Origin of the sequence: Rhodopila sp., from assembly GCF_965277825.1 — a bacterium.
Classification (GTDB): Bacteria; Pseudomonadota; Alphaproteobacteria; order Acetobacterales; family Acetobacteraceae; genus Rhodopila.
In genome coordinates this window covers 4,650,065-4,672,963 of sequence record NZ_OZ255846.1, presented here as the reverse complement: position 1 = coordinate 4,672,963, position 22,899 = coordinate 4,650,065, and the positions used below count along the sequence as shown (strand labels likewise).

Sequence of the window (22,899 nt, the reverse complement as noted above, 5' to 3'; positions counted from 1 at the left end):
GGCGCGAGTGTGGGCTGGTCAGGCCAGGCTTGGGGCCAACGCCGCGCCGGGAATCGGTTCGGCCGGGATGAACAGAACATAGGCCGCCGCGGAACAAAGGCCGATCGCCCCGGCAACCAGCAGCGCCGGCGTAAACGACCCGGTGATCTGCACCACGAAGCCGGTAACCATCGGCGCCAGCGCGCCGCCGATGAAGCCGCCGAAATCCATGATCGCCCCCAGCGAGGCCGCATAGCTGGACGGTGCGCAGGCATTGGCCAGCGACCACGACGTGCCCGAAGCACTGAAGCCGAAGAAGATGGCGACCGAGATCGAAGCTACCGCGATCAGGTTGCTCGCGGTCTCGGCGGCAACGAACGTCGCCAGGGACATCGCAACCATCCCGATCACGGTTAGCAGTTTGCGGCTGGCGATCGCGGTCATGCCGCGTGCGTTCAGCCGGTCGGCCAGGAAGCCACCTCCGATGCTGCCGACCAGGCCAAACAGGAACGGTACCGAAGCGACAAGCCCGGTCTTCGGGATGCTCATGTGGCGCTGCATTTCCAGATAGCCGGGCAGCCAGGCGATGAACAGCCAGCCGATATAGACGTTGCCGAAGAAACCGAGGATGAGGCCCCAGGTGGTGCGGAAGCTGAACAGCTTGCCCCAGGCGGCGGCGTGGACTGGGCGCGCCTCGGGAAGCTCACCACCATCGTATAAGTAGTTGCGGTCCATCGGCTCTAGTGTTTCGACATCGAAATCACGATAAACCGCGTACCACACGGCTGCAAGGATGAAGCCGAGCCCACCCATCAGCACGAACATCCAGCGCCAGCCGAAAACCAGCATGACCGGGGTCAGCAGGGCAGGGGCGATGGCGGTGCCGAGGGACGGCGCTCCATTCCAGATCCCCACGCCCAGGGCCTGATCTTTTTCATGATACCAATCCTTCACCACCCGCGCCGCGGTGGGAAACATCGGCGCTTCGCCAATGCCCAGCAGGGCACGCGCAACCAGGAACTGGCCGTAGTTCGCGATGAAACCGGCGGCGGCCTGGGCCAGCGACCAGACGATGAGCGAGACCGTCAATACCCGGCGCGGCTTGCCGCGGTCGACGATGGCGCCGGCCAGCAACAGGGTGAAGGCGTAGGGCCACAGGAAAGCCGACAGCAGCACGCCCATTTCCGCGATCGACAAGCCGAGTTCGTTGCGTATCAGCGGATTCGCCACCGATAGCGTGCCGCGATCCATGTAGTTGACGATGCAAATAATAAAGATAAGTAACAGACTGGACGTTTGAATTTTGCGTACGCGGCGCGTGCACGCGGCCCGTTCGAGCTTTGCCATGGTGGCCTCCCTGTTCACCCGTCTGGATCGCGGGTGTTGGCGATAGGCGGCGTAGCGGACGGCGGGTAGTGGGCGTATTCGGCGATTTTTCGCCCTTGCGGCAATGCGACTGCGGCAGGCTGCTGTCAAAGGAAAACCGCTGCGCATTACTCACATCTGCGAGGCTGGAGTGGCGACGCCGGGATGGCTGGCTTGCGCCGCGGTCGGTTTGTCAAGCTGCCGCATTACCCCTGGCGGCACGTTGAGGTATGAGCAGAACGCTTATGACGATGAATGCCAGCAGGATGAGAGACGCATATAGCCGACTCAGATGCAGACCACCGTTCGCGACCGGCTTGTCCAGGAGGTCGCCAAGCGTCGCGCCGAGCGGCCTCGTCAGAATAAAGGCCGCCCAGAACAGCAGCGTGCGGGAGATGTTGGTCCAAAAGTAGAGCGCGGCAATCATTGCCAGTCCTACGCCGAAGATGACTGCGCCGTATTCATAACCCAGACCCAGTCCACCGCGGTCGGAGCCTGCGACCCAGTCGCCAAGCGCAGTACCGAGCGTTTGTGAAAACAGAATGGTGCACCAGTAGAACCACTCGACCCGAGGAGAAATGATGCTCTGGACAGAGATCGTACCTTCGACCCAAAACCAGATTGCCAGGCTGGCAAACAGCAGGCAGGAGACGATGGCGACGCCACCGGGGTAGCCGACACCGACTGATCGGTCGGCAAAATCGGCGATGGTGGTGCCAAGCGTCGTCGTCGCGATGATCGTCGCCCAATACAGGAATGGATGAAAATTTCCTGCGTTGACCTGAGCTGAGACCAGGGCAATGAAGATGACCATGAAAATTCCGCTGCCGATGAGATAGCCGAGACTGAGCGACATCGTCACCCAATCGCCTCCGGTCTCGCCGAGAGTCGTTGCTGCGATTTTGATAAGCCAAAAGCTCAAGACCACTTCGGGCACTTTGCTCACCGCCCGCTCTCCAAGCGTTCGCATATCGTCAGCCATTGGCTGCGTGCCTCATTGCGGTCGGACATTGGAAAACCGGGTCTGGTTCGCCAAGACTTGGCCGCTGCGGTCGACGAGACCGTTGTGGGCCACCTGGGCCGAAGCTTCCGGGGAAGGAGGGCGTGTTGTTTCCGATCCGGCTTTACGCCGCCGCGGTCGTCAGCTTGTCGATCGAAACGCCTTTGCCGACACCGGCGCGATCCTTGTACGGGGTCGTATCGATATCCTCCAGTTCGATCTCACGCGACAGCACCTTGCGCTTCCATTCCTGATGCTCGGGTTCCTTGGCGGTGAATTCGGGCATCACTTCGGCGGCGAACATCTCAAGGCTTTCGCAGATATGCGGGTGGCTGTTCTTGCCGGCCTGGTTCAGCAGGATGATCTGGTCGACGTGGGATGCCTCGAAACGACGCAGTTTCCGGCGGATGGTTTCCGGCGATCCGATCAGACCGCCGGTCAGCGCCTTGTGGGCGAGTTCCGGGTTGGCTTGCTTCCATTTCAGGTATTCCTCCCACAGGCTGATGGTGCCGGGGGCGGCGCGCTCGCGGTTGCGCGAATTGCTGTAATAGGCCAGCGAGAATTGGAAGAATGTTACGCCATCAGCGCGGCGGCGCGCCTCTTCGTCGGTCTCGGCGCACATGAAATAACTGACCATGGCGATATTGCAGTTGGACTGGTAGTCGGTCAGCTTCTGCTGGCGTAGCACGAACGAGTTGTAATAGGCATGCACCCAGGCGTGCGCCATTTCCGCCGAGAGGAACTGAAACCCCAGCGCGCCGATGCCACAGCGGCCAGCTAATTCGATCGTCTCCAGTTGAGAACAGGCCACCCAGAGCGGCGGATGCGGCTTTTGCACCGGCTTGGGAAGTACATTGCGCAGTGGAAACTTGAAATACGGACCGTCATATTCCCAGCCGGCGTCCTTGAACATCGGCAGCACGCAACGCACGCCGTCCTCCCAGACCGCCTGCTTGTCTTCCATCTGGCGGTCGAATGGGGACAATTCCGTGATCGAGGCGCCTTCGCCCATGCCAAATTCGACACGGCCGTTGCTGACCAGGTCGAGGCAGGCGACCTTCTCGGCCACCCTTGCCGGGTGGTTCGTGGTCAACTGGATGATGCCGTGGCCCAGGCGGATCTGGCGGGTGCGCTGGCTGGCGGCGGCGAGGAACACCTCGGGCTGCGGCGAGTGCGAGTATTCTTCCAGGAAGTGGTGTTCGACTTCCCAGGCGTAGTGATAGCCCAGCCTGTCCGCCAGTTCGACCTGCGACAGGGCGTTCTGATACAGCTTCTGCTCGGTGTCGGTTTCCCACGGTCGCGGGCACTGCAATTCGTAGAAGATTCCGAATTTCATCGACCGTCCCTCCAGCTTCTTGCCGGTATCCTAGGCGCACCGCGGCGCCAAGTCGATATCGCCGGACGTGCGGCGCTCAGGGGCCGCTATGCTGTTCCTTCCAGCGCAGAAAATCGCGGAACAGCGCCTCGCGCCGCTCGTTGCTCATGCCGGACGGCTTCTGCCCGGACTGGCTGACATAGCTGTCGAACGACGTGCGCAATTCGTTGTCGCCTTGGTCTCGCTTGAGGTTGCTGGCAGCTTCGGGATAGCGGGTCCAGCCCTGCACCTGCGCCGACAGGCTCACCTCATGCCATTTCGGATGGAACCCGGCCTGGCGCAATTGCGGGAACCGATCGAACAATGCGTCCACAAAACGGTTTACCCGCTTGGCACGCTGAGTGTCGGAGGTTGCGGCCAGGGTGACCAGGACCGACCCGACCGCGACCGTGTCGACCGGCGGTCCGGGCGGCACCAGGTTGGGATAACGTTGATGGTCCAGGCTGGTCGGCAGATAGGCGTCAACGATCTGCGCGTTCAACGGGATTGGCAGGAAGTGCAAACCGGCCCCGGGCTCGATTCCCTGCAGCAATGGTACCGGTTCGCCGCCGATAACGATCATCGCGGCGATTTCACCGTGAAGCAGCCGGTTCAGCGCCGTGGAATCCGAGGCATGCACGACGTTCGCGGCGACATGCACCATATCCAGCAACGCCGAGGTGGTTAGTTCAGTCCCGCTGCCCAGGGCACCAATCGACACCATCCTGCCGTTCAAGTCCTGCAGACTGGCCACATCCGTGCGCGCCAGGACGTGAACCTCCTCGGGGAACAACTTGGCGATGTATTGCACCGATGATTCTCGTGGAATCGCTCCGCTCTGCATGGTCTCTGTCAGGACGTCCGTATGGACGATAGCGACATCGACACCCTTGAGGTAGATTAGGTCGGCGAGGTTCTGCACCGAGCCTTCGCCCAGCATCGGTAGCACGCGCAATTTGTCGCCGTCGTCCAGCACCTGGGAAATGTCGCCGGCGATCCGCGCATCGGTGCTGCCGGCGCCCCCGGCAATCAGGCCGATGGTGGTGTTCTGTGCGCTGGCCCTGCGCACCGCGTCGGCCACCGAATCACCGGCTTGAGCCGACGCCGCGATAATCGGCACGGTCAGCCCGGCGATCAGCAAAGCGAAAATGGGGCTTAAACGCGGCATTGATAATACTCCGCAATAATATCAAAGTAACGATTTATCAGTAATCCCACCGAGACACCCGCCGGACGACAACAACCCTGCCATTCCGGCGCGGCGGAAGCTGCTCCAAGACTTTCCGATTCGGCAAGACCCGATATACTGCGGAATGTGGCTTCGGTCCGTGGAAATCGAGGAGAAGTGTATGACCGAAAACCCATTGCGGCCGGCGTTGTTCCGACCGGATGCCATCGCCGAAGACACCGCCAAGCTGAACGACACGCTGGTCGGCCTGATGACCGGCCTGCCGGAATGGTGGAACGTCGGTGCCGAACAGACCCGGGAAGCCCGCCGGCAGGGCCGCGGACCGTTCCCGCCGGTGATCAAATCGGCTCGGGCGCGGACCATCGTCATCAGCGGGCGGGACGGCAACGAGATCCCGCTGCGAATCATCGCACCCGACCAGATAAAGGGCGTCTATTTGCACCTCCACGGCGGCGGCTGGGTATTGGGTTCGGCTGACCAGCAAGACCCGATGCTGGAGCATATCGCCGACAACACCGGCCTGGCCGTGGTCAGCGTCGAATACCGGCTGGCGCCGGAACATCCCTACCCGGCCGGCCCCGATGATTGCGAGTCCGCCGCCGCCTGGCTGGTGCGCAACGCCAAAGCCGAATTCGGCACGGAAACCCTGACCATCGGCGGAGAGTCGGCCGGCGGCCACCTGTCGGCGGTCACCGTGCTGCGGATGCGCGACCGCTATGGCTACACCGGGTTCCGCGGCGCGAATCTGGTCTACGGCGCCTTCGATCTGAGCATGACACCGAGCCAAAAGGCGTTCGGCAATCGGCGGCTGGTGCTGCGCACGATCGACATGCAGCAGTTCTACAACGCGTTTCTGCCAACGACCACCGATCGGCGGGTGGCCGACATCTCACCGTTATATGCCGATCTGCAGGGACTTTGCCCGGCCCTGTTCAGCGTCGGAACCCAGGATGCGCTGCTCGACGATACGCTGTTCATGCACGCGCGTTGGGTGGCGGCGGCAAACGCCGCGGACCTGGCGATCTATCCAGGTGGCGCCCACGGCTTCACGCTGTTTCCCAACCGGTTGGCCGATGACGCCTTGGCGCGGTCAGAGGCCTTCCTGCGTTCGGTAACCGGGTAGCTGGCTACAGCAGATCCAGCCCCACCTTGCGCGTCGGCGGCGGATGCGCCGCATCGATCGCCGCCAGGTCCTCGGCCATCAGGTTGAGCTCCGCGGCGCCGGCATTTTCCCGCACATGCGCCGCATCCGCCGCCTTCGGGATCGAGATCACGTTGCCGCCGCGCAGCCCCCAGGCGATCGCCACCTGCGCGGGCGTCGCACCATGGCGCGCCGCCACCGCGCGTAGCGCCGGCGATCCCAACAACCGGCGCACATCGTGCCCCAGCGGCGAATACGCCATCACGGGTACCTTGTGATCCGCGCACCAACCCAGCAGATCGAACTCGATCCCGCGGCTGTTCGGATGATACAGCACTTGATCCGCCGCACAGCCGGCGCCCCCAGGCACACCCAGCAATGCGCGCATATCCGCGGTGTCGAGATTGGATACGCCCCAGTAGCGAATTTTGCCGGCCGCCTGCAACGCCCCGAACGCCGCCACCGTCTCCGCCAGCGGATGGCCGCCGCGCCAGTGCAGCAAATACAGATCGATCCGATCGGTGTTAAGCCGCTTCAGACTGCGCTCGCACGCCGCCGGGACGCCGCTGCGCGATGCGTTCTGCGGCAGCACCTTGCTGACGATGAACAACCGGTCGCGCAGCCTTGCCGATGCCGTCGCCACCACGTGCTCGGCTCCGCCCGAGGCATACATCTCGGCGGTATCGATCAACGTCATGCCGAGGTCGATGCCAAGTCGCAACGCGTCGGCCTGCCTCGCCACGTCGCCCCGCCGCTCGCCCATATACCAGGTGCCCTGCCCCAGGGCCGGAACCGTCTCACCGCCCGGCAACGCAACCGTTCTCATCAGCCGGCCAATCCTTCCGCCACCCGCATCACCCGCAGGAAATTGCCACCCCACAGTTTCTCAAGCGCTCCGCGATCAAATCCGCGCCGCAGCAATTCGCCGGTGATATTGGGGCTCTGGCTGGCGTCGTGCCAGTCGGAGAACCCGCCGCCGCCGTCGAAGTCCGACGAAATCCCCACATGGTCGATCCCGATCCGGTTCACCGCGTACTCGATATGATCGGCAAAATCCGCCACCGTCACCTCTTCCGGCTTGGCGTTCGGCTTCAGGAACCCCGCGACCGCGGTGATCTGGATCACCCCGCGCACGTCGCGGATCACGTCCAACTGCCAGTCCGTCATGTTGCGCGAATGATCGCACAGCGCGCTGACGCAGGAATGGGTGGAAACGATCGGTGCGCGCGAGGCCTCGGCTGCCTGCACCATGGTGTCGCGTGAGGTGTGCGCCACGTCGACCAGCATCCCCGTCCGGTTCATCGCCGCCACCGCCGCCCGCCCCAATGCCGACAGCCCGCCATGCTCGGTCTCGCGGTCGCCGAGGTCGCGCCGCGGGTTGCAGGAATCGGCCAGCGCGTTGTGGCCGTTATGGGTCAGCGTCATGTAGATCGCCCCCAGCCGGCGGAATGTGGCGATACGCGAAAGGTCGGCACCGACTGCGAAGCCGTTCTCGACGCATGGCACGATCGCCAGCACATCGTCGCGCTTCGCCGCGACGATCGAATCCGCCCGGGCGGCGACCCGCACCGCGATGGCGGAATCCGCCCGCCCCATGCGATTGATCTGTTCCAGCATCGCCACCGCGCGCGCAAACGCGGCATCCTCGGATGCCGGCGTGCGGCCGATCTGCGGCACATAGGCCACGAAGCAGGCGGCACTCAGCCCGCCGCGGAGCATCTTGGGCAGATCCACCCTCCGCGGCCCATCCTGGAACGGGTCCGGGCCGCTGGGCCACGGAATGTCGATATGCGTATCCAGCGTCACGATGGTTCGATGGATCGAGAAAGGGTCGGGCTGAATGGCGTCGTTCATGCGGACAAGGTTACAGATTACCGCGCGTCACGGAAGGGGCGCGGGGCGAGAATAGAAATCACCGCTGTGATTAGACACCGTGCCGTTTCCTGGCACCATTGCGCCTAAGTAAGAACTCGCGGCCGATCTTCACCATCGGGACGCCGTCGTATTCGACGATGTCGGCGGTGGCATAGGTCTCGTGCCAGGAATCCGGAATGAAACTGCCGGTGCCGACAACATCGATCGGCGCTCTCGCGTCCGCCATCACGCGGCATTTCTCGACCCCGAAACCCGACGACGCCACGATCTTTACCGCGCCCCAGCCGGCTTGATCCAAAGTCTCGCGCATGCGCCAGATCGCCGCCGCCGACACCCCCGTGCCGACCAGGAAGCGCAGTTCCGCATCGCTGCGGTAACGCCGGATCGCACCCGGCGCATGGCGTTCCAGCACGGCATAGCTTTCCGCCGGATCGAGCCCTTCCAGGAACCGCCCGCCATGAGTGTCCAACCGGAACGACAATCCGCCCTCCAGCGCAAGCTCGGGAAACCGGGCGCACACCGCCAGCGCGTCGCTGATCTCCTTGCCGAAATAATCCACCAGCACGGTCATCGGCTCGCCGGGAAAGGTCTCGCGGAACATCTCGGCGGCGCGCAGCGTCGATCCGGCGTAGCCGATCAGCGAATGCGGCATGGTGCCGAAGCCCCGCGTCGCGCCGAACCAGTGCGCAGTGGCATCGTTGGCGCCCCCGACAAAGCCTTTGGCGCCTTCCCGCCGGGCCGCCGCACTGCCGACCGAGGCGGCATAGGACATCATGTCCTGCATCTCGGCACCGGCGCAGTGCCGCGCCTCCATGGCCAGGAACGCAACCGACGGCAACGACAGCGCCATCTGGTAGGCATGGTGCGCGGCAACACAGGCCGGGCCGACCTTCTGCAGCAGGATCGTCTCCAGATCAGACAGATCCACCAACCCGCCGGTCAGATAGACGATCGGCTCGCCGGCGCCTACCCAGTCGCCCTCCTGGTGGATCAGATCGATCTCGATCTCGGTCCGCCGCAGATCCGCGGCCAGCTTCAGCCAGTCCAGCATCAGCCTGGGCGCGCAGATCACCGGTCGCCGCATGAACACCGCGTAGGTGACCCGCTTGTCGCCGAACCGCGCCACGATCTGGCGGGTGCGATTGAAGTAGCTGTCGGTCCGCGTACCGATCTCGGCCGCCAGGTCCTCGCCGCGCCCGCTGCGCCCGTCCGTCTCACCCCCCTCCGTCATCAGCGCCGGCTCACTGCGCCGCCAGCGCCGGTGCGGCCGGCGGCCGGCGGCGGCGCTTCAATTCCGCCGCCACCAGGAAGGCCAACTCCAGCGATTGTTCGGCATTCAGCCGCGGATCGCAGAACGTCTCGTAGCGCCGCTTGAGGTCGAGTTCGGACAGCCGATGCGCACCGCCAATACACTCGGTCACGTCGTGTCCGGTCATTTCGACATGCACGCCCCCGGCCCAGGTGCCTTCGGCGGCGTGGATGTCGAAGAAGCCGCGAACCTCGCTCAGGATCGAGTCGAAGCTGCGGGTCTTCATCATCAGTTCCGTGGTCACGGTATTGCCGTGCATCGGATCGCACAGCCACACCACCTTGTGGCCCGACCGTTCGACCGCGCGCACCAGCGGCGGCAGCCTGGCGCCCACCTTGTCGGCTCCCATCCGGCTGATCAGCGTGATCCGGCCGGCCTCGTTAGCCGGGTTCAGGATATCCAGCAGCCGCAGCAGATCTTCCGGTTCCTGCGTCGGCCCGACCTTGATCCCCAGCGGGTTACGCAGCCCGCGCAGAAACTCGACATGGGCGCCGTCGACCTGGCGGGTGCGGTCGCCGATCCACAGGAAGTGCGCCGAACAGCCATACCAGTCATTCGTTGTCGAATCGATCCGAGCAAGCGCCTGTTCGTAAGGCAGCAACAGGGCTTCGTGGCTGATGTAGAAGTCGGTTTCCCGCAGATCCCGGGTGGTGGTGCTGGTCATGCCGCAGGCGGCCATGAACGACAGTGTCTCGTCGATCCGCGACGCCAAGTCCTGGTATCGCTCCACCAGCGGCGAGCGCTCGACGAAATCGAGGTTCCAGCGGTGCACCTCGTGCAGGTCGGCATAACCGCCGGACGAAAACGCCCGCAGCAGGTTCAGTGTGCTGGCGGACTGGAAGTAGCCGAACTCCATGCGTGCCGGGTCAGGAATCCGAGCGGCTTCCGAGAACTCCGGGCCGTTGACGATATCGCCGCGATAGCTGGGCAGCGTCACCCCATTCTGGGTTTCGCTGTCCGACGAGCGCGGTTTGGCGAACTGCCCCGCCATGCGGCCGATCTTAACCACCGGCAAGGAGGCGCCGAAGGTCAGCACCACCGCCATCTGCAGCAGCACACGAAAGGTGTCGCGGATGATATTGGCGGTGAAGTCGCCGAAACTTTCGGCGCAGTCGCCGCCCTGCAGCACGAACGCCCGACCCTCGGCGGCCAGCGCCAGGTGCGCCTTCAGCCGTCGCGCCTCGCCGGCGAACACCAGGGGCGGATACTTGCCTAAGCGAGCCTCCATTTGCTCCAGCTTGGTCACGTCCGGGTAGGTGGGCACCTGGCGGATCGGGCAATCCCGCCAGGAATCCGGGTTCCATGGGCGTTGTGCGGCGGTTGTCGCGGGTAGCTTGGTCGGCATAACGGTCTCCTTGGATCGCTTTATGTCGCGAAATCGGCGCCAAGGCTACTGTCGGTGACAGCACGGGTCGTCCCCAGGCCCATCCATCGGTTCGTTATTCTGCCCGGACGAAGCGTCCTACCGGTTCGCCGCCGGGCGCCCCGCGGCCTGCAGTTCGGCCGCGGTGATCGCCTCCAACGATCGCCCGCTGGTGGCAATGCCCAGGATCAGCACCGACAACGCCCCACCAAGCAGAACCGCCGTGGTGATGCCGAACACCCCGGCAAAACCCCAGATCGGATAGACGTAGCCGACGATGATCGGCGAGGCGATGGCGCCAAGACGCCCGATGGCGGAGGCGATGCCGCACCCCGTCGCCCGCACCTCGGTGGGAAACAGTTCCGGCGTGTAGACATAAAGCCCCGCGTAGCTGCCGTTCATGAAGAACGACAGCAGCGCCCCGGCCACGGTCACCTGCAGGTTGTTGTGCGCGTTCGCCAGGCCCAGCGCCGATACCCCGCCCAGCAGCATGTAGGATACGATCAGGGCTTTTCGGCCGATCCGATCGATCAGCCAGGCCGCCGAATAATACCCCGGGATTTGCGCCACATAGATCAGCAGCGAGTAGCCGAAACTGCGGGTCACCGTCATGCCGGATTTGACCAGCAGGCTGGGGATCCAGGTGAAGAATGCATAGTAGCAGGCAGTCAGCGACAGCCACATCAGCCACGACATCGCTGTAAGGCGGCGCAGCGGGCGTGACCACAACGCTGCCAGGTTGCCCCCCAGGGTGCCGACAGCGACCCGGGATGGAGCATCGATCCGTGCCGGCGCTGGGGCAAGGATGTCGCCCAGTTCGGCAACCACCCCGGCCTCGATCTGCGCCACCACCGCCTCGGCCTCTTGGGTGCGGCCGCGGGTCTCCAGCCAGCGCGGCGATTCTGGCAAGGATCGGCGCCACCACAGCAGCATGACCACGGGCACTGCGGTGGCAAACACCGCGAACCGCCACGCCGCCGGGGCCAGCGGGATGATGAAGTTGCCTAGCAAGGCCGCGCCGACGAAGCCGAACGAGAAAAAGCCCGCGAGGGCACCGGTGAAGCGGCCGCGATATCGGCTGGCGACGAACTCGGCCAGGAACGGCGCGATGATCACGCTCTCCGCGCCGGTGCCGAAGCCGGCCACGATGCGTAGCGCAAAGAACTGCGGCCAGGTCAACGCCAGCGCGCTGAGCACGGTCGCGGCACTGTAGATCCCCAGCGCCCCCATCATCACGAACCGCCGCCCGAGCAGGTCGCCCAGCGTGCCGGAACAGATCGCACCGAAAAAGAAGCCGATATAGGTGGCGCTGCCCAGCACCCCGGTCTGCACGCTGCTGAGGCCCCAGAGCACCGACACCACCGGCAGCACGAACGCCATGATCGCACCGTCCATGGCATCGAACGTGTAGCCCAGTCCACCCATGAACAGCAGGCGGCGATGGACGTTGCAGAACGGCAGGCGTTCCAGGCGGGCGGCGACATCGGACATGGGTCGGCCTTCCTTGGTTCGGTTCGACGCCGGGCCGGGATGCCGCTATGCCGGTTCCGCTGCACGGTCACTCAGGATAAACAGAGGACCGGAATGGCGATACATCCGTCAAGAACCACCAGGCGAAAACCGCCCGAACCGGCGCTGGTCCGCATCGAACGAGTCGGCTCGGAGGGCGACGGCATCGCCCACCTGGCCGACGGCGTGCCGCTCTACCTTCCCTTCACCCTCCCCGCCGAGGCCGTGGACGCTCGGCCGCTGCAACCGCGCGGCAATGGGTGGCATGCCGTTGCCGAAACGATCACCGATGCCGCAGCGTCGCGCGTCGACCCGCCGTGCCGGCATTTCGGCCGCTGCGGCGGCTGCGTGCTGCAGCACTGGCGGGACGCGGAGTATCGGTCGTGGAAGTCCGGATTGCTGTCGCACGCGCTGCGTCAGGCAGGCTTCTCGCCACCCGATCCGCTTGGCTTGGTCCCCGGCCGGCCGGCCGAACGCCGGCGCATCGACTTCGCGGTGCGCCGCGTCGCCGGCAGCGTCGTCATGGGTCTGCACGGGCAACGCTCCGCCGAGGTCATCGACATCACCGACTGCCTCGTACTGCACCCGGCGTTGATGGCGCTGATCGACCCGTTGCGCCAGCTCCTGGGCGGAATCCGGGCGCTGCGGCGGCAGGCTTCGGTGGTGATCAATCTGCTGGATTCCGGCGCCGACATGCTGTTGTGCACCGACGCACCGCTGACGCCCGCGGATCGGATAGCACTGATCGATTTCGCCCGCGACCACGGTCTGGCCCGGGTGTCCGGTGCGTCACTTTCCGGGGCGAGTGGCAACGACACGCCGGAGACGATCGGCTTGCTGCGTCCCGCCACCACGACCCTGTCGGGCGTTTCGGTGCGACCGCCGCCAGGAGCGTTCCTGCAGGCCACCGCGACCGGAGAGCGCGCGATCATCACGGCGGTGCTGGCCGCGATGCCCACCAAGATCACCGCCAGGACCCGGATCGCGGAGCTTTACGCCGGCTGCGGCACGTTGACCTTCGCGCTGGCGCGGGTGCTGCGGGTTGCCGCGTTCGAGGGCGATGCGGCGACCGTCGTGGCGTTGCGTCAGGCGGTCAACCAGTCCGGTCTGGCCGGCCGGATCGAGGCGACCCAACGCGACCTCGCGCGTCAGCCGCTGTCGGCCAAGGACCTTGCGAGCTTTGCCGCCGTGGTGCTGGATCCGCCCCATGGCGGCGCGGCGGCACAGATCGACCAGGTTGCCGCCGCGCGCGTGCCGACTGTGGTCTATGTGAGTTGCAACCCCTCGACCTTGTCGCGCGACGCTCGGGTGCTGTTCGCCGCCGGCTACCACTTGGCCACCGCCACCGCGATCGACCAGTTCCTGTGGTCGGCCAGGTTGGAGAGCGTCAGCGTGTTCCGCCGCGGCTGATGGGATCAACTGACGGCAACGTCGAATCCCAACACAAAACCTTCATCCACGCCGGTATCGCAATCGCCCACAGTCCTGCCGTTGAACCAGTCTGCCGCTGAACCAGTCCGGCGCCGCAAGCGCGTGGAGACAACCGATGACGACGTTTCACCGCCCGCGCCAGCCCGGCGCGTCGCTGGCGCGGCACCCCGCCCCGCGTATCACCAGGTTCGAGCCAATCCCGGCGGCCTATGCCCATGGCCGCAAGGCGCCGTTCCGCATGGACCTGAGTGAAGTGCTGACGGCGGACGAATATCGCGAGATCACCAATTCCGGCAGCATGTCGTTTCACTGCATCGGAGACACCGGCGGGGTAAAGAACCCGGAACCGCAAAAGCTGGTCGAGCAGGGTCTCGAGCAGTCGTTACACACCGGGAATATGGCACCCAGCCTGCGCGGCGCGTCGATGGCGCCGGCGTTCTGCTATCATCTGGGCGACGTGATTTACTACAACGGCGAGGTTTCCGAGTACTTCGCCCAATTCTACGACCCCTACGAACATTACCCGCTGCCGATCATCGGCATCCCGGGCAACCACGACGGCGAACCGATCAACGCCGAAGCCACCTCGCTAGAAGGTTTCTATCGGAACTTCCTGGCATTGAAGGCGGCGGACGGCAAGCCGACCTTCACTCCGGAATCGCGTGACAGCGGCCGCCCGGCGATGACCCTGCCGTTTTTCTATTGGACCTTGACCACCCCATTCGCAACCTTCATCGGGCTGTATAGCAATGTTCCCGAACATGGCCGGCTGGATGACCAGCAACGGGCTTGGTTGCACTCGGAAATGGCGGCGGCGGATGCCGGCAAGGCGCTGATCGTCGCGGTGCATCATCCGATCTACTCGTTCGACGATCATCACAGCGGCAGCCCGACCATGGCCAAGGAACTCCAGGATGCGATCAACGCGTCACGGCGGGTGCCGAACATGGTGCTGAACGCGCACGTGCATAACTACCAGCGCATCGAGAAGACGGTCGGCGCCCACACCATCCCGTTCTTCGTGATCGGCAATGGCGGCTATTGGAACCTGCATCGCCTGGCCGCCGCGCAGGGCTATCGCGATCCCGAAACCGAGGCCAAGCTGATCTCGGCGATTGACAGCCGGCATGGCTTCATGACCTTCGAGATCAGCGACTCGGTGATCAACGGCAACATGACCATGGTGCCGCGGCCGCAGGAATCCTGGACCGACGCCAGCGCCTACAATGCGTCGTTCGACGTGTTCAGCTACACCGCGCTACCGCTGCATCTCGCCAACGGTGACACCGCCAGGCTGCTACCCACCAACGGCAGCAACGTACCGGCGCATAGCGACCACCGAGCGGACCAATCGCCGACGCAATCGGCGACCGCGCGCCGGCGGGCCCAGGCTCGCGATGCACATGCCACTCGGACGTCGCAAAGGGCGCATGGCGGACGCGGGCCGGCAGGCTAGGTTTCTCCGGCCCCCGCCAACCCGTTGGGCGGTTGACAGCGTGCGCGGCGCGGCTTGTACAAGCCCGATGTCGCAGCCCCCGACCCCGCCGATCCCAACCCATCCCGACGTCGTCGTCGAAGCCGGCCAGCGCGTGTGGTCCGGCCGCTTCCCGCTGGACGTGATAACCTTCCGCCATCGCCGGTTCGACGGCGCATTGTCGGCCACCCGCCGGTGGGAGTTGTGGCGGCGCGGACCAGCCGCGGCGCTGCTGCCCTACGATCCGCTAGCCGACGCCGTGGTGCTGATCGAGCAGTTCCGCCTGCCCGCGCTGGCCGCCGGCGTCGATCCCGTGCTGGTGGAGCTTCCCGCCGGCCTGTGCGAGGACAACGAAGACCCGGCCGCGACCATCCGCCGCGAGATGCGCGAAGAAACGGGGCTGGATGCCGACCGGATGGAACGGATCGGCGGTTTCCTGCTGACCGCCGGCGGCGCCGACGAGTTCTGCCACCTCTACGCCGGCCGCGTGGTGGCGCCACCGGCGGATGGCGAGGGCATCGCCGGATTCGGCGGCGAAGCCTCCGAGAACGAGGACATCCGGGTGAGGGTGTGGGACGCCGCGGATGCGATCGAGTCGGCGTTCGCCGGTTACTTCACCAACTCCATCACCGCGCTTGGACTGTTCTGGCTGGCGTCGAAGCGGGACCGGCTTAGACAGCAATGGATGGCAGCATGACCGAGCGGGTTTTTCTCGATCAGCCGACCCTGGCCAATACCTCGGCGACGGTCGTGGCAAGCGGCGACCAGGGAATTGTGCTGGACCGAACCGTTTTCTATGCGCGCGGCGGTGGCCAACCCGGCGACAGCGGGGTGCTGCGCTGGGCCGGCTCGGACACGCCGATCACCGAGGCGGTGAAGGGAGAAGGCGAGACGATCCTGCACCTGGCCACGGCAGGCGCGGCCTTGCCGCCGGTCGGTTCGGTGGTGGAAGCGGCGATCGACTGGCAGCGTCGGCTCGCTCATATGCGCATGCATACCTCGATGCACCTGCTGTGCAGCCTGATCAAGGGCGCCGCGGTGACCGGCGGTGCGGTCGGGGCGGACAAGTCGCGGCTCGATTTCGATCTGCCCAATCCACCACCCAAGGAGGCGATCGAGGCGGCCTTGAACGCACTGATCGAGGCCGATCATCCGGTGCGGTCCGAATGGGTGGACGAAGCCGTACTGGACAGCGATCCCGGGCTGGTGCGCACGCTGTCGGTGCAGCCGCCACGCGGCACCGGACGGCTGCGGCTGGTACGCATCGGCGATGCGGCGACGCCGGTCGATCTGCAGCCCTGCGGTGGCACACATGTCTCCCGCACCGCTGCAATCGGGCCGATCCGGGTGGTCAAGATCGAAAACAAGGGCAAACAGAACCGGCGCATCATCATCGCGCCCGCCGGGTAAAACGTGCCTGTCCTGTCCGCTTGCTGAACAATCGGCCATCACGCTTGGGATGCGCGCTGCTCGTGCCTATCTACCAATCAGTTGTTTGCTCACGGAACGGGAGGGTGGCGATGTCTATTTCCGACGTCTTGCACGGCAAAGGCCGGCATGTGGTGACGGTCCGCACCTCGGACACCGTGGAAACCGCTGTGCGCAAACTCGTCGATGAGCGCATCGGCGCGGTGGTGGTCGAAGATCAGTGGATGCGTCACGCCGGCATCTTTTCGGAACGCGATCTTGTCAATGCCATCGCGGAACACGGCGCTCGGGCGCTGACTATCCCGGTCGAGAAGCTGATGACCTCCCCGGTCGTGACCTGTCGACTGACCGATCGTGTCGAAACCGCGATGGCGGCGATGACCATGGCGAAGATCAGGCACCTGCCGGTGGTCGAGGACGGCCGGCTGGTCGGCATCGTCAGCATCGGCGACCTGGTGAAACATCGGCTGGACGAGAAGGCACTCGAGGCCAACGTGCTGCTCGACATCGCGCGATTGCACGCCTGATCGCGGCGCGGTCAAACCGGGCGGTTCCAAGCTCCACGGGGTTCGGCTAGCCTAAGCCGGAACCGCTAGGAACACCGCGTTGGCCGCACAAGATGTCTTTGCACGCATGGTAGCTGCTGTCGGCGGCGCGGCGTTGCTTTCGCGGCGCCTGACGGCCGGTGCGCCCATCCCGGCTTGGGGCAACTTTCCGGCCATTCCGACGGCCAGGTCGCAAGGCAACATTCCGACCTTGAAGATGCCGACGGCCCAGGGGTGGGGCAGGGGACAGACGCCGGTGGCCGCGCCCGGGCTCAAGGTGAATGCGTTCGCCACCGGCCTGCAACACCCGCGCTGGATCCATGTTTTGCCCAACGGCGACGTGCTGATCGCTGAATCGATCAACATGGCCAGGGCCTCGATGCGGAACATCTTCGACTACGCCATGGTCAGCACGATGAAACGCGCCGCCGCGGTGGGGATCAGTGCCAACCGCATCACCCTGTTGCGCGACACCGACGGCGACGGCGTGGCGGAAACCCAGCAGACCTTCCTGGATGGTCTAAACCAGCCGTTCGGCATGGAGCTGCTGGGCGATACGTTCTACGTCGGCAACACCGATGGCGTGGTTGCGTTTCCCTATACCGCCGGCGCCAGCCGCATCACCGCGCCCGGGCGAACGCTGGTCGAGTTCAAATCCGGCGGCCACTGGACGCGCAGCCTGCTGGCGAGCCCCGAGGGGCAGAAGCTCTACGTCGGGGTCGGCTCGTCGAGCAACATCGGCGAGAACGGCATGCACCTCGAGGCCGGCCGGGCGGCGATCTACGAGCTGGATGTTGCCAGCGGCGAAAGCCGGATCTTTGCCTCCGGTCTGCGCAACGCCGTGGGCATGGCGTGGGAACCCGGCACCGGCACGCTGTGGACCGTGGTGAACGAACGCGACGGCCTCGGCGACGAGACACCGCCGGATTACCTGACCTCGGTGCGTGACGGCGGATTTTACGGCTGGCCGTATTGCTATTGGGGACAGACCGTCGACGATCGGGTGCCGCGGGATGCGGACCTGGTGGCGACGGCGATAACGCCGGATTATGCACTGGGCGGCCACACCGCCTCGCTGGGCCTTTGCTGGCTCCCCGCCGGCACGCTTCCCGGCTTTCCCGATGGCATGGCGATCGGCCAGCACGGGTCGTGGAACCGCAGCACGCTTAGCGGCTACAAGCTGGTCTTCGTGCCGTTCAACAATGGCCGCCCGTCGGGGCCGCCGCGCGATATCCTGTCGGGATTCCTCGCCCCCGACGAGCGGGTGTCCTACGGCCGACCGGTCGGGGTGGCGATCGGCCCGGACGGGTCGGTGCTGATGGCCGACGACGTCGGCGACGTCATCTGGCGCGTGACCGGCGATCGGCCGGTTTAAGCCGCTTGCTCTGCCGCCAAAAAAGGCCCCCGCCCGATCGACAGATACCGGCCCGGCGTTAAGCAAATCTTAATCGAGATCGATTACCACCGGGCATCCGCCAATCCCGCGCCAGGATGCCCAGGACCATGTTCAGCCGCCTGAAGCTTCGCACCAAATTGGGGCTGCTGCTCAGCCTCTCGGTTCTTGCCGTGCTCGTGTCCATCGGCTTTGGCGCCGAGTCGCTGCACAGCAAGATGACCCAGGACCGTATCGACAAACTGCGCGCCGTCGTCCAATCGACGATGACGATCGCCAAGGGTCTGGACGCCGAGGTGACTGCCAAGACGCTGACGCAAGACCAGGCAATCGGGCAACTGCGCGCCATCGTCCACGCGATGCGCTTCGATGGCGGAACCGGCTACCTGGCGATCTCCCGCCCTGACGGAATGGTCGTCATCCATGGCGCCAACCCGTCGCTCGAGGGCAAGCTATCAAACGCCGCCGATAGTCAGGGGCGATCGATCACCTCGCTCGAGATCGAGGCCATGCGCAACAGCACCGATGGCGTGGTGGCCTATTCGTTTCCCCGCCCCGGGCAGACCCAGCCAACGCCAAAGATCGCCTACGTCGCCCGCTTCGCACCGTGGGATTTGGTCTTCCTGGCGGGCGCCTACGTCGACGACCTGAACAGCGAATTCACCAGCACGGTGACCTGGCTGAGTGTCGTCGGCGGCTTGATCCTGGCCCTGACACTGACGATCGGCTGGCTGGTCAACCGCGATATCAGCAAGATGCTCGGCGAGCTACGCGATACCATGGCGCGTTTGGCCGATGGTAATCTCGCCGTTGTTGTCCCTGGCCTCGATCGAAAGGACGAAATGGGCGGGATGGCGCGCGCGGTCGATGTGTTCAAGGACCACGCAGCCCGCCTCGCGGCGCTGCAGCAAGAGCAGCAGGCCGAACGTCAACGCGTCAATGAGGAGCGGCGGCGGACGCTTGTCGGTCTAGCCGACCGTTTCGACAAGGAAGTGCGCAGCGTCGTGGAGGCAGTAGCCACCGCGGGCGGTGAAATGGGGGCGGCGGCTCGCAAGGTCGGCGGCACCGCAAGCGCCGCGACGGAACAGTCCGGGTCCGCACTGCAGGAAGCCGAGCAGGCCACCGCGAACGTACAAGGGGTTGCCGCGGCGATCGAGGAAATGGCCGCGACCGGATCGGAGATCAGTCGCCAGGTTGCCCGCGCCGCCACCATCTCGCGCGACGCGGCCGAAGAAGGCCGGCGCACCAACGACAAGGTCGCCGGCCTCGCGATGGCGGCGCAGAAGGTGGGTGACGTGGTGAACCTGATCCAGAATATCGCCGCGCAGACCAATCTGCTGGCGTTGAACGCGACGATCGAGGCGGCGCGCGCCGGAGAGGCCGGCAAGGGGTTCGCCGTGGTCGCCGGCGAGGTGAAAAGCCTGGCCAATCAGACCGCCAAGGCGACCGAGGAAATCCGCGCCCAAATCGCCTCGATTCAGGCCGAATCCACCGCTGCGCTCGCCGCCATCCAGGGCATTTCGCACACCGTGCACGGGGTCGAGGAAATCGCCGCCGCGATCTCCTCCACCGTCGAGCAGCAAAGTTCGGCGATCCTCGAGGTGTCCGAGAATATCCAGCAAGCCGCCAGCCGTACCCAGCAGGTTGCCCATAACCTGAAGCGGGTGTCGGATGGTCTCGGCGAAAATGCCTCAGCGGCCGCCGAGGTGCTGTCGGCCGCCGATCTGCTGGGACACCAGGCGGGGGTACTGCGGGTGGAGGTTGACGGCTTCCTGGGCACCGTCCGGGCCGCTTGATCGCACAACAGAACGGGCGGGCGCCGGCAATGCGGGCGCCCCCAAGCCTCGCTAAACCGCCAGTTCGCGCATGATCGAGTACAGGTCCGACTTTGCTTCGAACCCGATGCCCGGCAGCTCCGGCAGCGTTACGATGCCGTTGCGCACCTGCGTTCCATCGGGGAACCCGCCATAGGGCTGGAACACATCGGGATACGACTCGTTGCCGCCCAACCCCAGGCCGGCGGCGATGTTGAGCGACATCTGGTGGCCGCCATGCGGGATGCAGCGCTTCCAGGACCAGCCGTGCCGTTTCAGCATCGCCAGCGTGCGCTGATACTCACATAGGCCGTATGACAAGGCGCAGTCGAACTGCAGCCAGTCACGGTCCGGGCGCATGCCGCCATGACGGATCAGATTGCGCGCGTCCTGATGACTGAACAGGTTTTCCCCCGTTGCCATCGGTCCCGGATAGAACTCGCCCAGCGCCGCCTGAAGCTGGTAATCCAGCGGATCGCCGGCTTCCTCATACCAGAACAGGTCATAGTCGCGCAGCATCTTGGCGTACGCGATCGCGGTATCCAGATCGAACCGGCCGTTGGCGTCCACCGCCAGCCGAGCGTGCGGGCTGATCTCGGCCAGCACCGCCTCGATACGGTGGCGGTCCTGCTCGATCGATTCGCCGCCGATCTTCATCTTGACGACTGTATAGCCGCGCTCCAGGTAACTGCGCATTTCGGCGCATAACGCCGAATCATCTTTTCCGGGATAATAATATCCGCCGGCGGCATAGACAAAGATATCGGGGTCCGCCTGGACGCCATGACGCTCGGCCAGCAGGCGGAACAGCGGCTTGCCGGCAATCTTGGCAACCGCGTCCCAGACCGCCATGTCGATGGTGCCGACCGCGACCGATCGGTCGCCGTGGCCGCCGGGTTTCTCGTTGCGCATCATCGCGCCCCACACCTTGTCGGGGTCCAGGTTGTCGCCGGTCCGATCCAGCAATGACCCGGCATCGGCTTCCAGGATGCGCGGCGCGAACCGCTCTCGGATCAGGCCGCCCTGGCCATAGCGTCCATTGGAGTTGAAGCCATAGCCGATCACCGGCTTGCCGTTGCGTTCCAGGTTGGTGACGACGGCAACGAGGCTCGACGTCATCTTGCTGAAATCGATGTAGGCATTGCGGATCGGTGAGCTGATCGGCTTGGTGATCTCGCGGACATCAAGAATTCGCAGCGGCATGAGCGGGACCCTGGTCAAAAAGGACGGACGATCACCATGACGACGACGATCACCATCAAGATCGTCGGAATTTCATTGGCGATCCGGTAGAACTTCTGGCTGCGCCGATTGGCGTCAGCCAGAAAGTCCTTGCGCCATCGCGACATCGCCCCGTGGAAGCCCGACATCAGGATGACGCAGAGCAGTTTCACGTGCCACCATCCTGCCGACCAGTCGATGACGCCGGGCGTCAGCACCAGGATGATGCCGAACACCCAGGTGGCGATCATCGCCGGGTTCATGATCTGCTTGAACAGCCGGTATTCCATCACCTTGAAGCGCTCACTCTCCACGCTGCCAGGCCGTACGTCGCAATGATAGACGAACAGCCGCGGCAGGTAGAAGATCGCCGCCATCCAGGCGATCAAGGCGATAACGTGGAATGCCTTGGTCCACGGATAAAGATAGCTGAACGCCGCGACGGTCATCCCGCCTCCGACCGCAGATCGCGCAGCATCCCAGGCAGCGCCAGCATCGAGGTGAACGGCACCGCGCCGGCCCGGCGCAGGCTTTCGGTCTCGGCTTCAGGGCCGAGCCCGAGGCAGGTCATCCCGGCCGCGACCGCCGCCTGCACGCCGGCAAGGGAATCTTCTATGACCACGCAGTTGGCGGCCGGAACACGTTCGGCGGCGGCCGCTGCAAGGAACAGATCGGGGGCGGGTTTGCCGCGCTTGCCCTCGGCGATCATGTCATAAGCGCTGTGGATGCGGCCCCGCACCAGCTCGGACAGACCAACGCGGGCGAACTTGGCCGCCATCTCGGCATGCGAGGAGTTTGACGCGACGCGGAACGGCAGGCCCATCGCGGTGGTGGCCAGCAACGCCTCATGAGCACCCGGAATGGCGGTGGCCTCGGCCGCCATCACCTCGGTGACGTGACGAACCAGATGGTCGATCCAGCCAGCCCCAAGCGAACGATGCAGTTGCGCCTCGGCCGCGAGCTGAATGTCGGTAAAGGTTAGTCCAAGGAAGCGCCGGTGGCACTCGGCGGCCGACAGCTCCCACCCGACCCGATGCAGCTCGGCCGAAACCACCCGGTCGCAAAGCGCTTCACTGTCGATCAGCACCCCATCGCAATCGAAGATGACGAGACAAAGATCGATCGGCATCGCGGGTGATCCATGCAGGAGGAAGTCAATGGGCGCGGCCACGGCAACCATCAAGGCCCGGCCATGGCCAATATCACGAAGCAAACGCCAGGGCCACGGCAGCGCCACGGCGGACCGATCCATCCCGCAAACGGCACTTGGATGCAGGAACGCAAAAACCGACCAAGCACCTCGTCCCGGTGAAACCAGGAAACCGGTAGCTTGCCAGACCCAATACCCTCTCCGTGCTCCTTCGCGAAACTCATTCTTTCTCCGTGCTGAAATCTTTGCCAGACACCGCGTGTGCGCCCAATCCGTGGACACCAAAACGAACACCAACTGTTCAACCTCTCGCCACCCAATCCCGCCGCGCCCCCCAGAATGCAGCCGATCGACCCAAC

General features: G+C 64.9%; 20 protein-coding genes. 8 read left to right on the top strand and 12 right to left on the bottom strand.

Going from position 1 to position 22,899, the window contains the following annotated elements; translation table 11 throughout:
- Positions 1–18: 18 nt before the first annotated feature.
- The 4 genes from ACQY4T_RS22530 to ACQY4T_RS22515 form a co-directional block, all read right to left on the bottom strand.
- Positions 19–1,326, bottom strand: coding sequence for an MFS transporter (locus ACQY4T_RS22530; protein ID WP_428535245.1), 1,308 nt, complete (start codon positions 1,324–1,326; stop codon positions 19–21).
- A gap of 211 nt (positions 1,327–1,537) precedes the next feature.
- The gene (locus ACQY4T_RS22525; protein WP_428535243.1) at positions 1,538–2,326 is read right to left on the bottom strand and encodes a COG4705 family protein; all 789 of its coding nucleotides are present in this window, start codon (positions 2,324–2,326) and stop codon (positions 1,538–1,540) included.
- A gap of 142 nt (positions 2,327–2,468) precedes the next feature.
- Positions 2,469–3,680 carry an LLM class flavin-dependent oxidoreductase gene (locus ACQY4T_RS22520; RefSeq protein WP_428535241.1) on the bottom strand — a complete coding sequence of 404 codons (1,212 nt, stop codon included), beginning with the start codon at positions 3,678–3,680 and terminating at the stop codon, positions 2,469–2,471.
- A 76-nt stretch (positions 3,681–3,756) separates the two neighbouring features.
- Positions 3,757–4,866, bottom strand: coding sequence for a TAXI family TRAP transporter solute-binding subunit (locus tag ACQY4T_RS22515; protein ID WP_428535239.1), 1,110 nt, complete (start codon positions 4,864–4,866; stop codon positions 3,757–3,759).
- 181 nt (positions 4,867–5,047) lie between these two features.
- Here ACQY4T_RS22515 and ACQY4T_RS22510 point away from each other — a divergent pair, with 181 nt between their 5' ends.
- The gene (locus ACQY4T_RS22510) at positions 5,048–6,010 is read left to right on the top strand and encodes an alpha/beta hydrolase (RefSeq protein WP_428535237.1); all 963 of its coding nucleotides are present in this window, start codon (positions 5,048–5,050) and stop codon (positions 6,008–6,010) included.
- A gap of 4 nt (positions 6,011–6,014) precedes the next feature.
- Here ACQY4T_RS22510 and ACQY4T_RS22505 read toward each other — a convergent pair whose 3' ends face one another.
- The 5 genes from ACQY4T_RS22505 to ACQY4T_RS22485 form a co-directional block, all read right to left on the bottom strand.
- A complete protein-coding gene (locus ACQY4T_RS22505) occupies positions 6,015–6,854 on the bottom strand; it encodes an aldo/keto reductase (RefSeq protein WP_428535235.1) in 840 nt (279 codons plus the stop codon).
- Positions 6,854–7,882 carry a dipeptidase gene (locus ACQY4T_RS22500; RefSeq protein WP_428535233.1) on the bottom strand — a complete coding sequence of 343 codons (1,029 nt, stop codon included), beginning with the start codon at positions 7,880–7,882 and terminating at the stop codon, positions 6,854–6,856. Before ACQY4T_RS22500 ends, ACQY4T_RS22505 begins: the two co-directional genes overlap by 1 nt.
- 70 nt (positions 7,883–7,952) lie before the next feature.
- Positions 7,953–9,134: a nicotinate phosphoribosyltransferase gene (locus ACQY4T_RS22495; RefSeq protein WP_428535231.1), complete on the bottom strand. Its 1,182-nt coding sequence runs from the start codon at positions 9,132–9,134 to the stop codon at positions 7,953–7,955.
- A 10-nt stretch (positions 9,135–9,144) separates the two neighbouring features.
- Entirely contained in the window at positions 9,145–10,557 is a 1,413-nt protein-coding gene (locus ACQY4T_RS22490) for a class II 3-deoxy-7-phosphoheptulonate synthase (protein WP_428535229.1), read from the bottom strand.
- A gap of 117 nt (positions 10,558–10,674) precedes the next feature.
- Positions 10,675–12,066, bottom strand: coding sequence for an MFS transporter (locus ACQY4T_RS22485; RefSeq protein WP_428535227.1), 1,392 nt, complete (start codon positions 12,064–12,066; stop codon positions 10,675–10,677).
- Positions 12,067–12,159: 93 nt separating this feature from the next.
- Between ACQY4T_RS22485 and ACQY4T_RS22480 the strand changes: the two genes are divergently transcribed.
- The 7 genes from ACQY4T_RS22480 to ACQY4T_RS22450 all read left to right on the top strand — a co-directional run bounded on the left by ACQY4T_RS22480 (position 12,160) and on the right by ACQY4T_RS22450 (position 20,151).
- Positions 12,160–13,494 (top strand): class I SAM-dependent RNA methyltransferase, encoded by a 1,335-nt coding sequence (locus ACQY4T_RS22480; protein WP_428535225.1) that lies wholly within the window; start codon positions 12,160–12,162, stop codon positions 13,492–13,494.
- Positions 13,495–13,630: 136 nt separating this feature from the next.
- Complete coding sequence (locus ACQY4T_RS22475; protein ID WP_428535223.1) at positions 13,631–14,971, top strand: metallophosphoesterase family protein; 1,341 nt, start codon at positions 13,631–13,633, stop codon at positions 14,969–14,971.
- A 67-nt stretch (positions 14,972–15,038) separates the two neighbouring features.
- Positions 15,039–15,686 (top strand): NUDIX domain-containing protein, encoded by a 648-nt coding sequence (locus ACQY4T_RS22470; protein ID WP_428535221.1) that lies wholly within the window; start codon positions 15,039–15,041, stop codon positions 15,684–15,686.
- Positions 15,683–16,399 carry an alanyl-tRNA editing protein gene (locus ACQY4T_RS22465; protein ID WP_428535219.1) on the top strand — a complete coding sequence of 239 codons (717 nt, stop codon included), beginning with the start codon at positions 15,683–15,685 and terminating at the stop codon, positions 16,397–16,399. Before ACQY4T_RS22470 ends, ACQY4T_RS22465 begins: the two co-directional genes overlap by 4 nt.
- Positions 16,400–16,509: 110 nt before the next feature.
- Positions 16,510–16,944 (top strand): CBS domain-containing protein, encoded by a 435-nt coding sequence (locus ACQY4T_RS22460; RefSeq protein ID WP_428535217.1) that lies wholly within the window; start codon positions 16,510–16,512, stop codon positions 16,942–16,944.
- Positions 16,945–17,050: 106 nt separating this feature from the next.
- Positions 17,051–18,337 carry a PQQ-dependent sugar dehydrogenase gene (locus ACQY4T_RS22455; RefSeq protein ID WP_428535215.1) on the top strand — a complete coding sequence of 429 codons (1,287 nt, stop codon included), beginning with the start codon at positions 17,051–17,053 and terminating at the stop codon, positions 18,335–18,337.
- Between the two features lie 128 nt (positions 18,338–18,465).
- Positions 18,466–20,151 (top strand): methyl-accepting chemotaxis protein, encoded by a 1,686-nt coding sequence (locus ACQY4T_RS22450; protein ID WP_428535213.1) that lies wholly within the window; start codon positions 18,466–18,468, stop codon positions 20,149–20,151.
- A 51-nt stretch (positions 20,152–20,202) separates the two neighbouring features.
- Here the strand turns inward: ACQY4T_RS22450 and ACQY4T_RS22445 are convergent, their stop codons facing one another.
- The 3 genes from ACQY4T_RS22445 to ACQY4T_RS22435 are packed head-to-tail and all read right to left on the bottom strand — an operon-like array spanning position 20,203 to position 22,834.
- Positions 20,203–21,372, bottom strand: a complete 1,170-nt coding sequence (locus ACQY4T_RS22445) for a mandelate racemase/muconate lactonizing enzyme family protein (RefSeq protein ID WP_428535211.1) — start codon at positions 21,370–21,372, stop codon at positions 20,203–20,205.
- A 14-nt stretch (positions 21,373–21,386) separates the two neighbouring features.
- Positions 21,387–21,839 carry a protoporphyrinogen oxidase HemJ gene (gene hemJ / locus ACQY4T_RS22440; RefSeq protein ID WP_428535209.1) on the bottom strand — a complete coding sequence of 151 codons (453 nt, stop codon included), beginning with the start codon at positions 21,837–21,839 and terminating at the stop codon, positions 21,387–21,389.
- Complete coding sequence (locus tag ACQY4T_RS22435; protein WP_428543037.1) at positions 21,836–22,834, bottom strand: HAD family hydrolase; 999 nt, start codon at positions 22,832–22,834, stop codon at positions 21,836–21,838. Before ACQY4T_RS22435 ends, hemJ begins: the two co-directional genes overlap by 4 nt.
- Positions 22,835–22,899 lie beyond the last annotated feature (65 nt).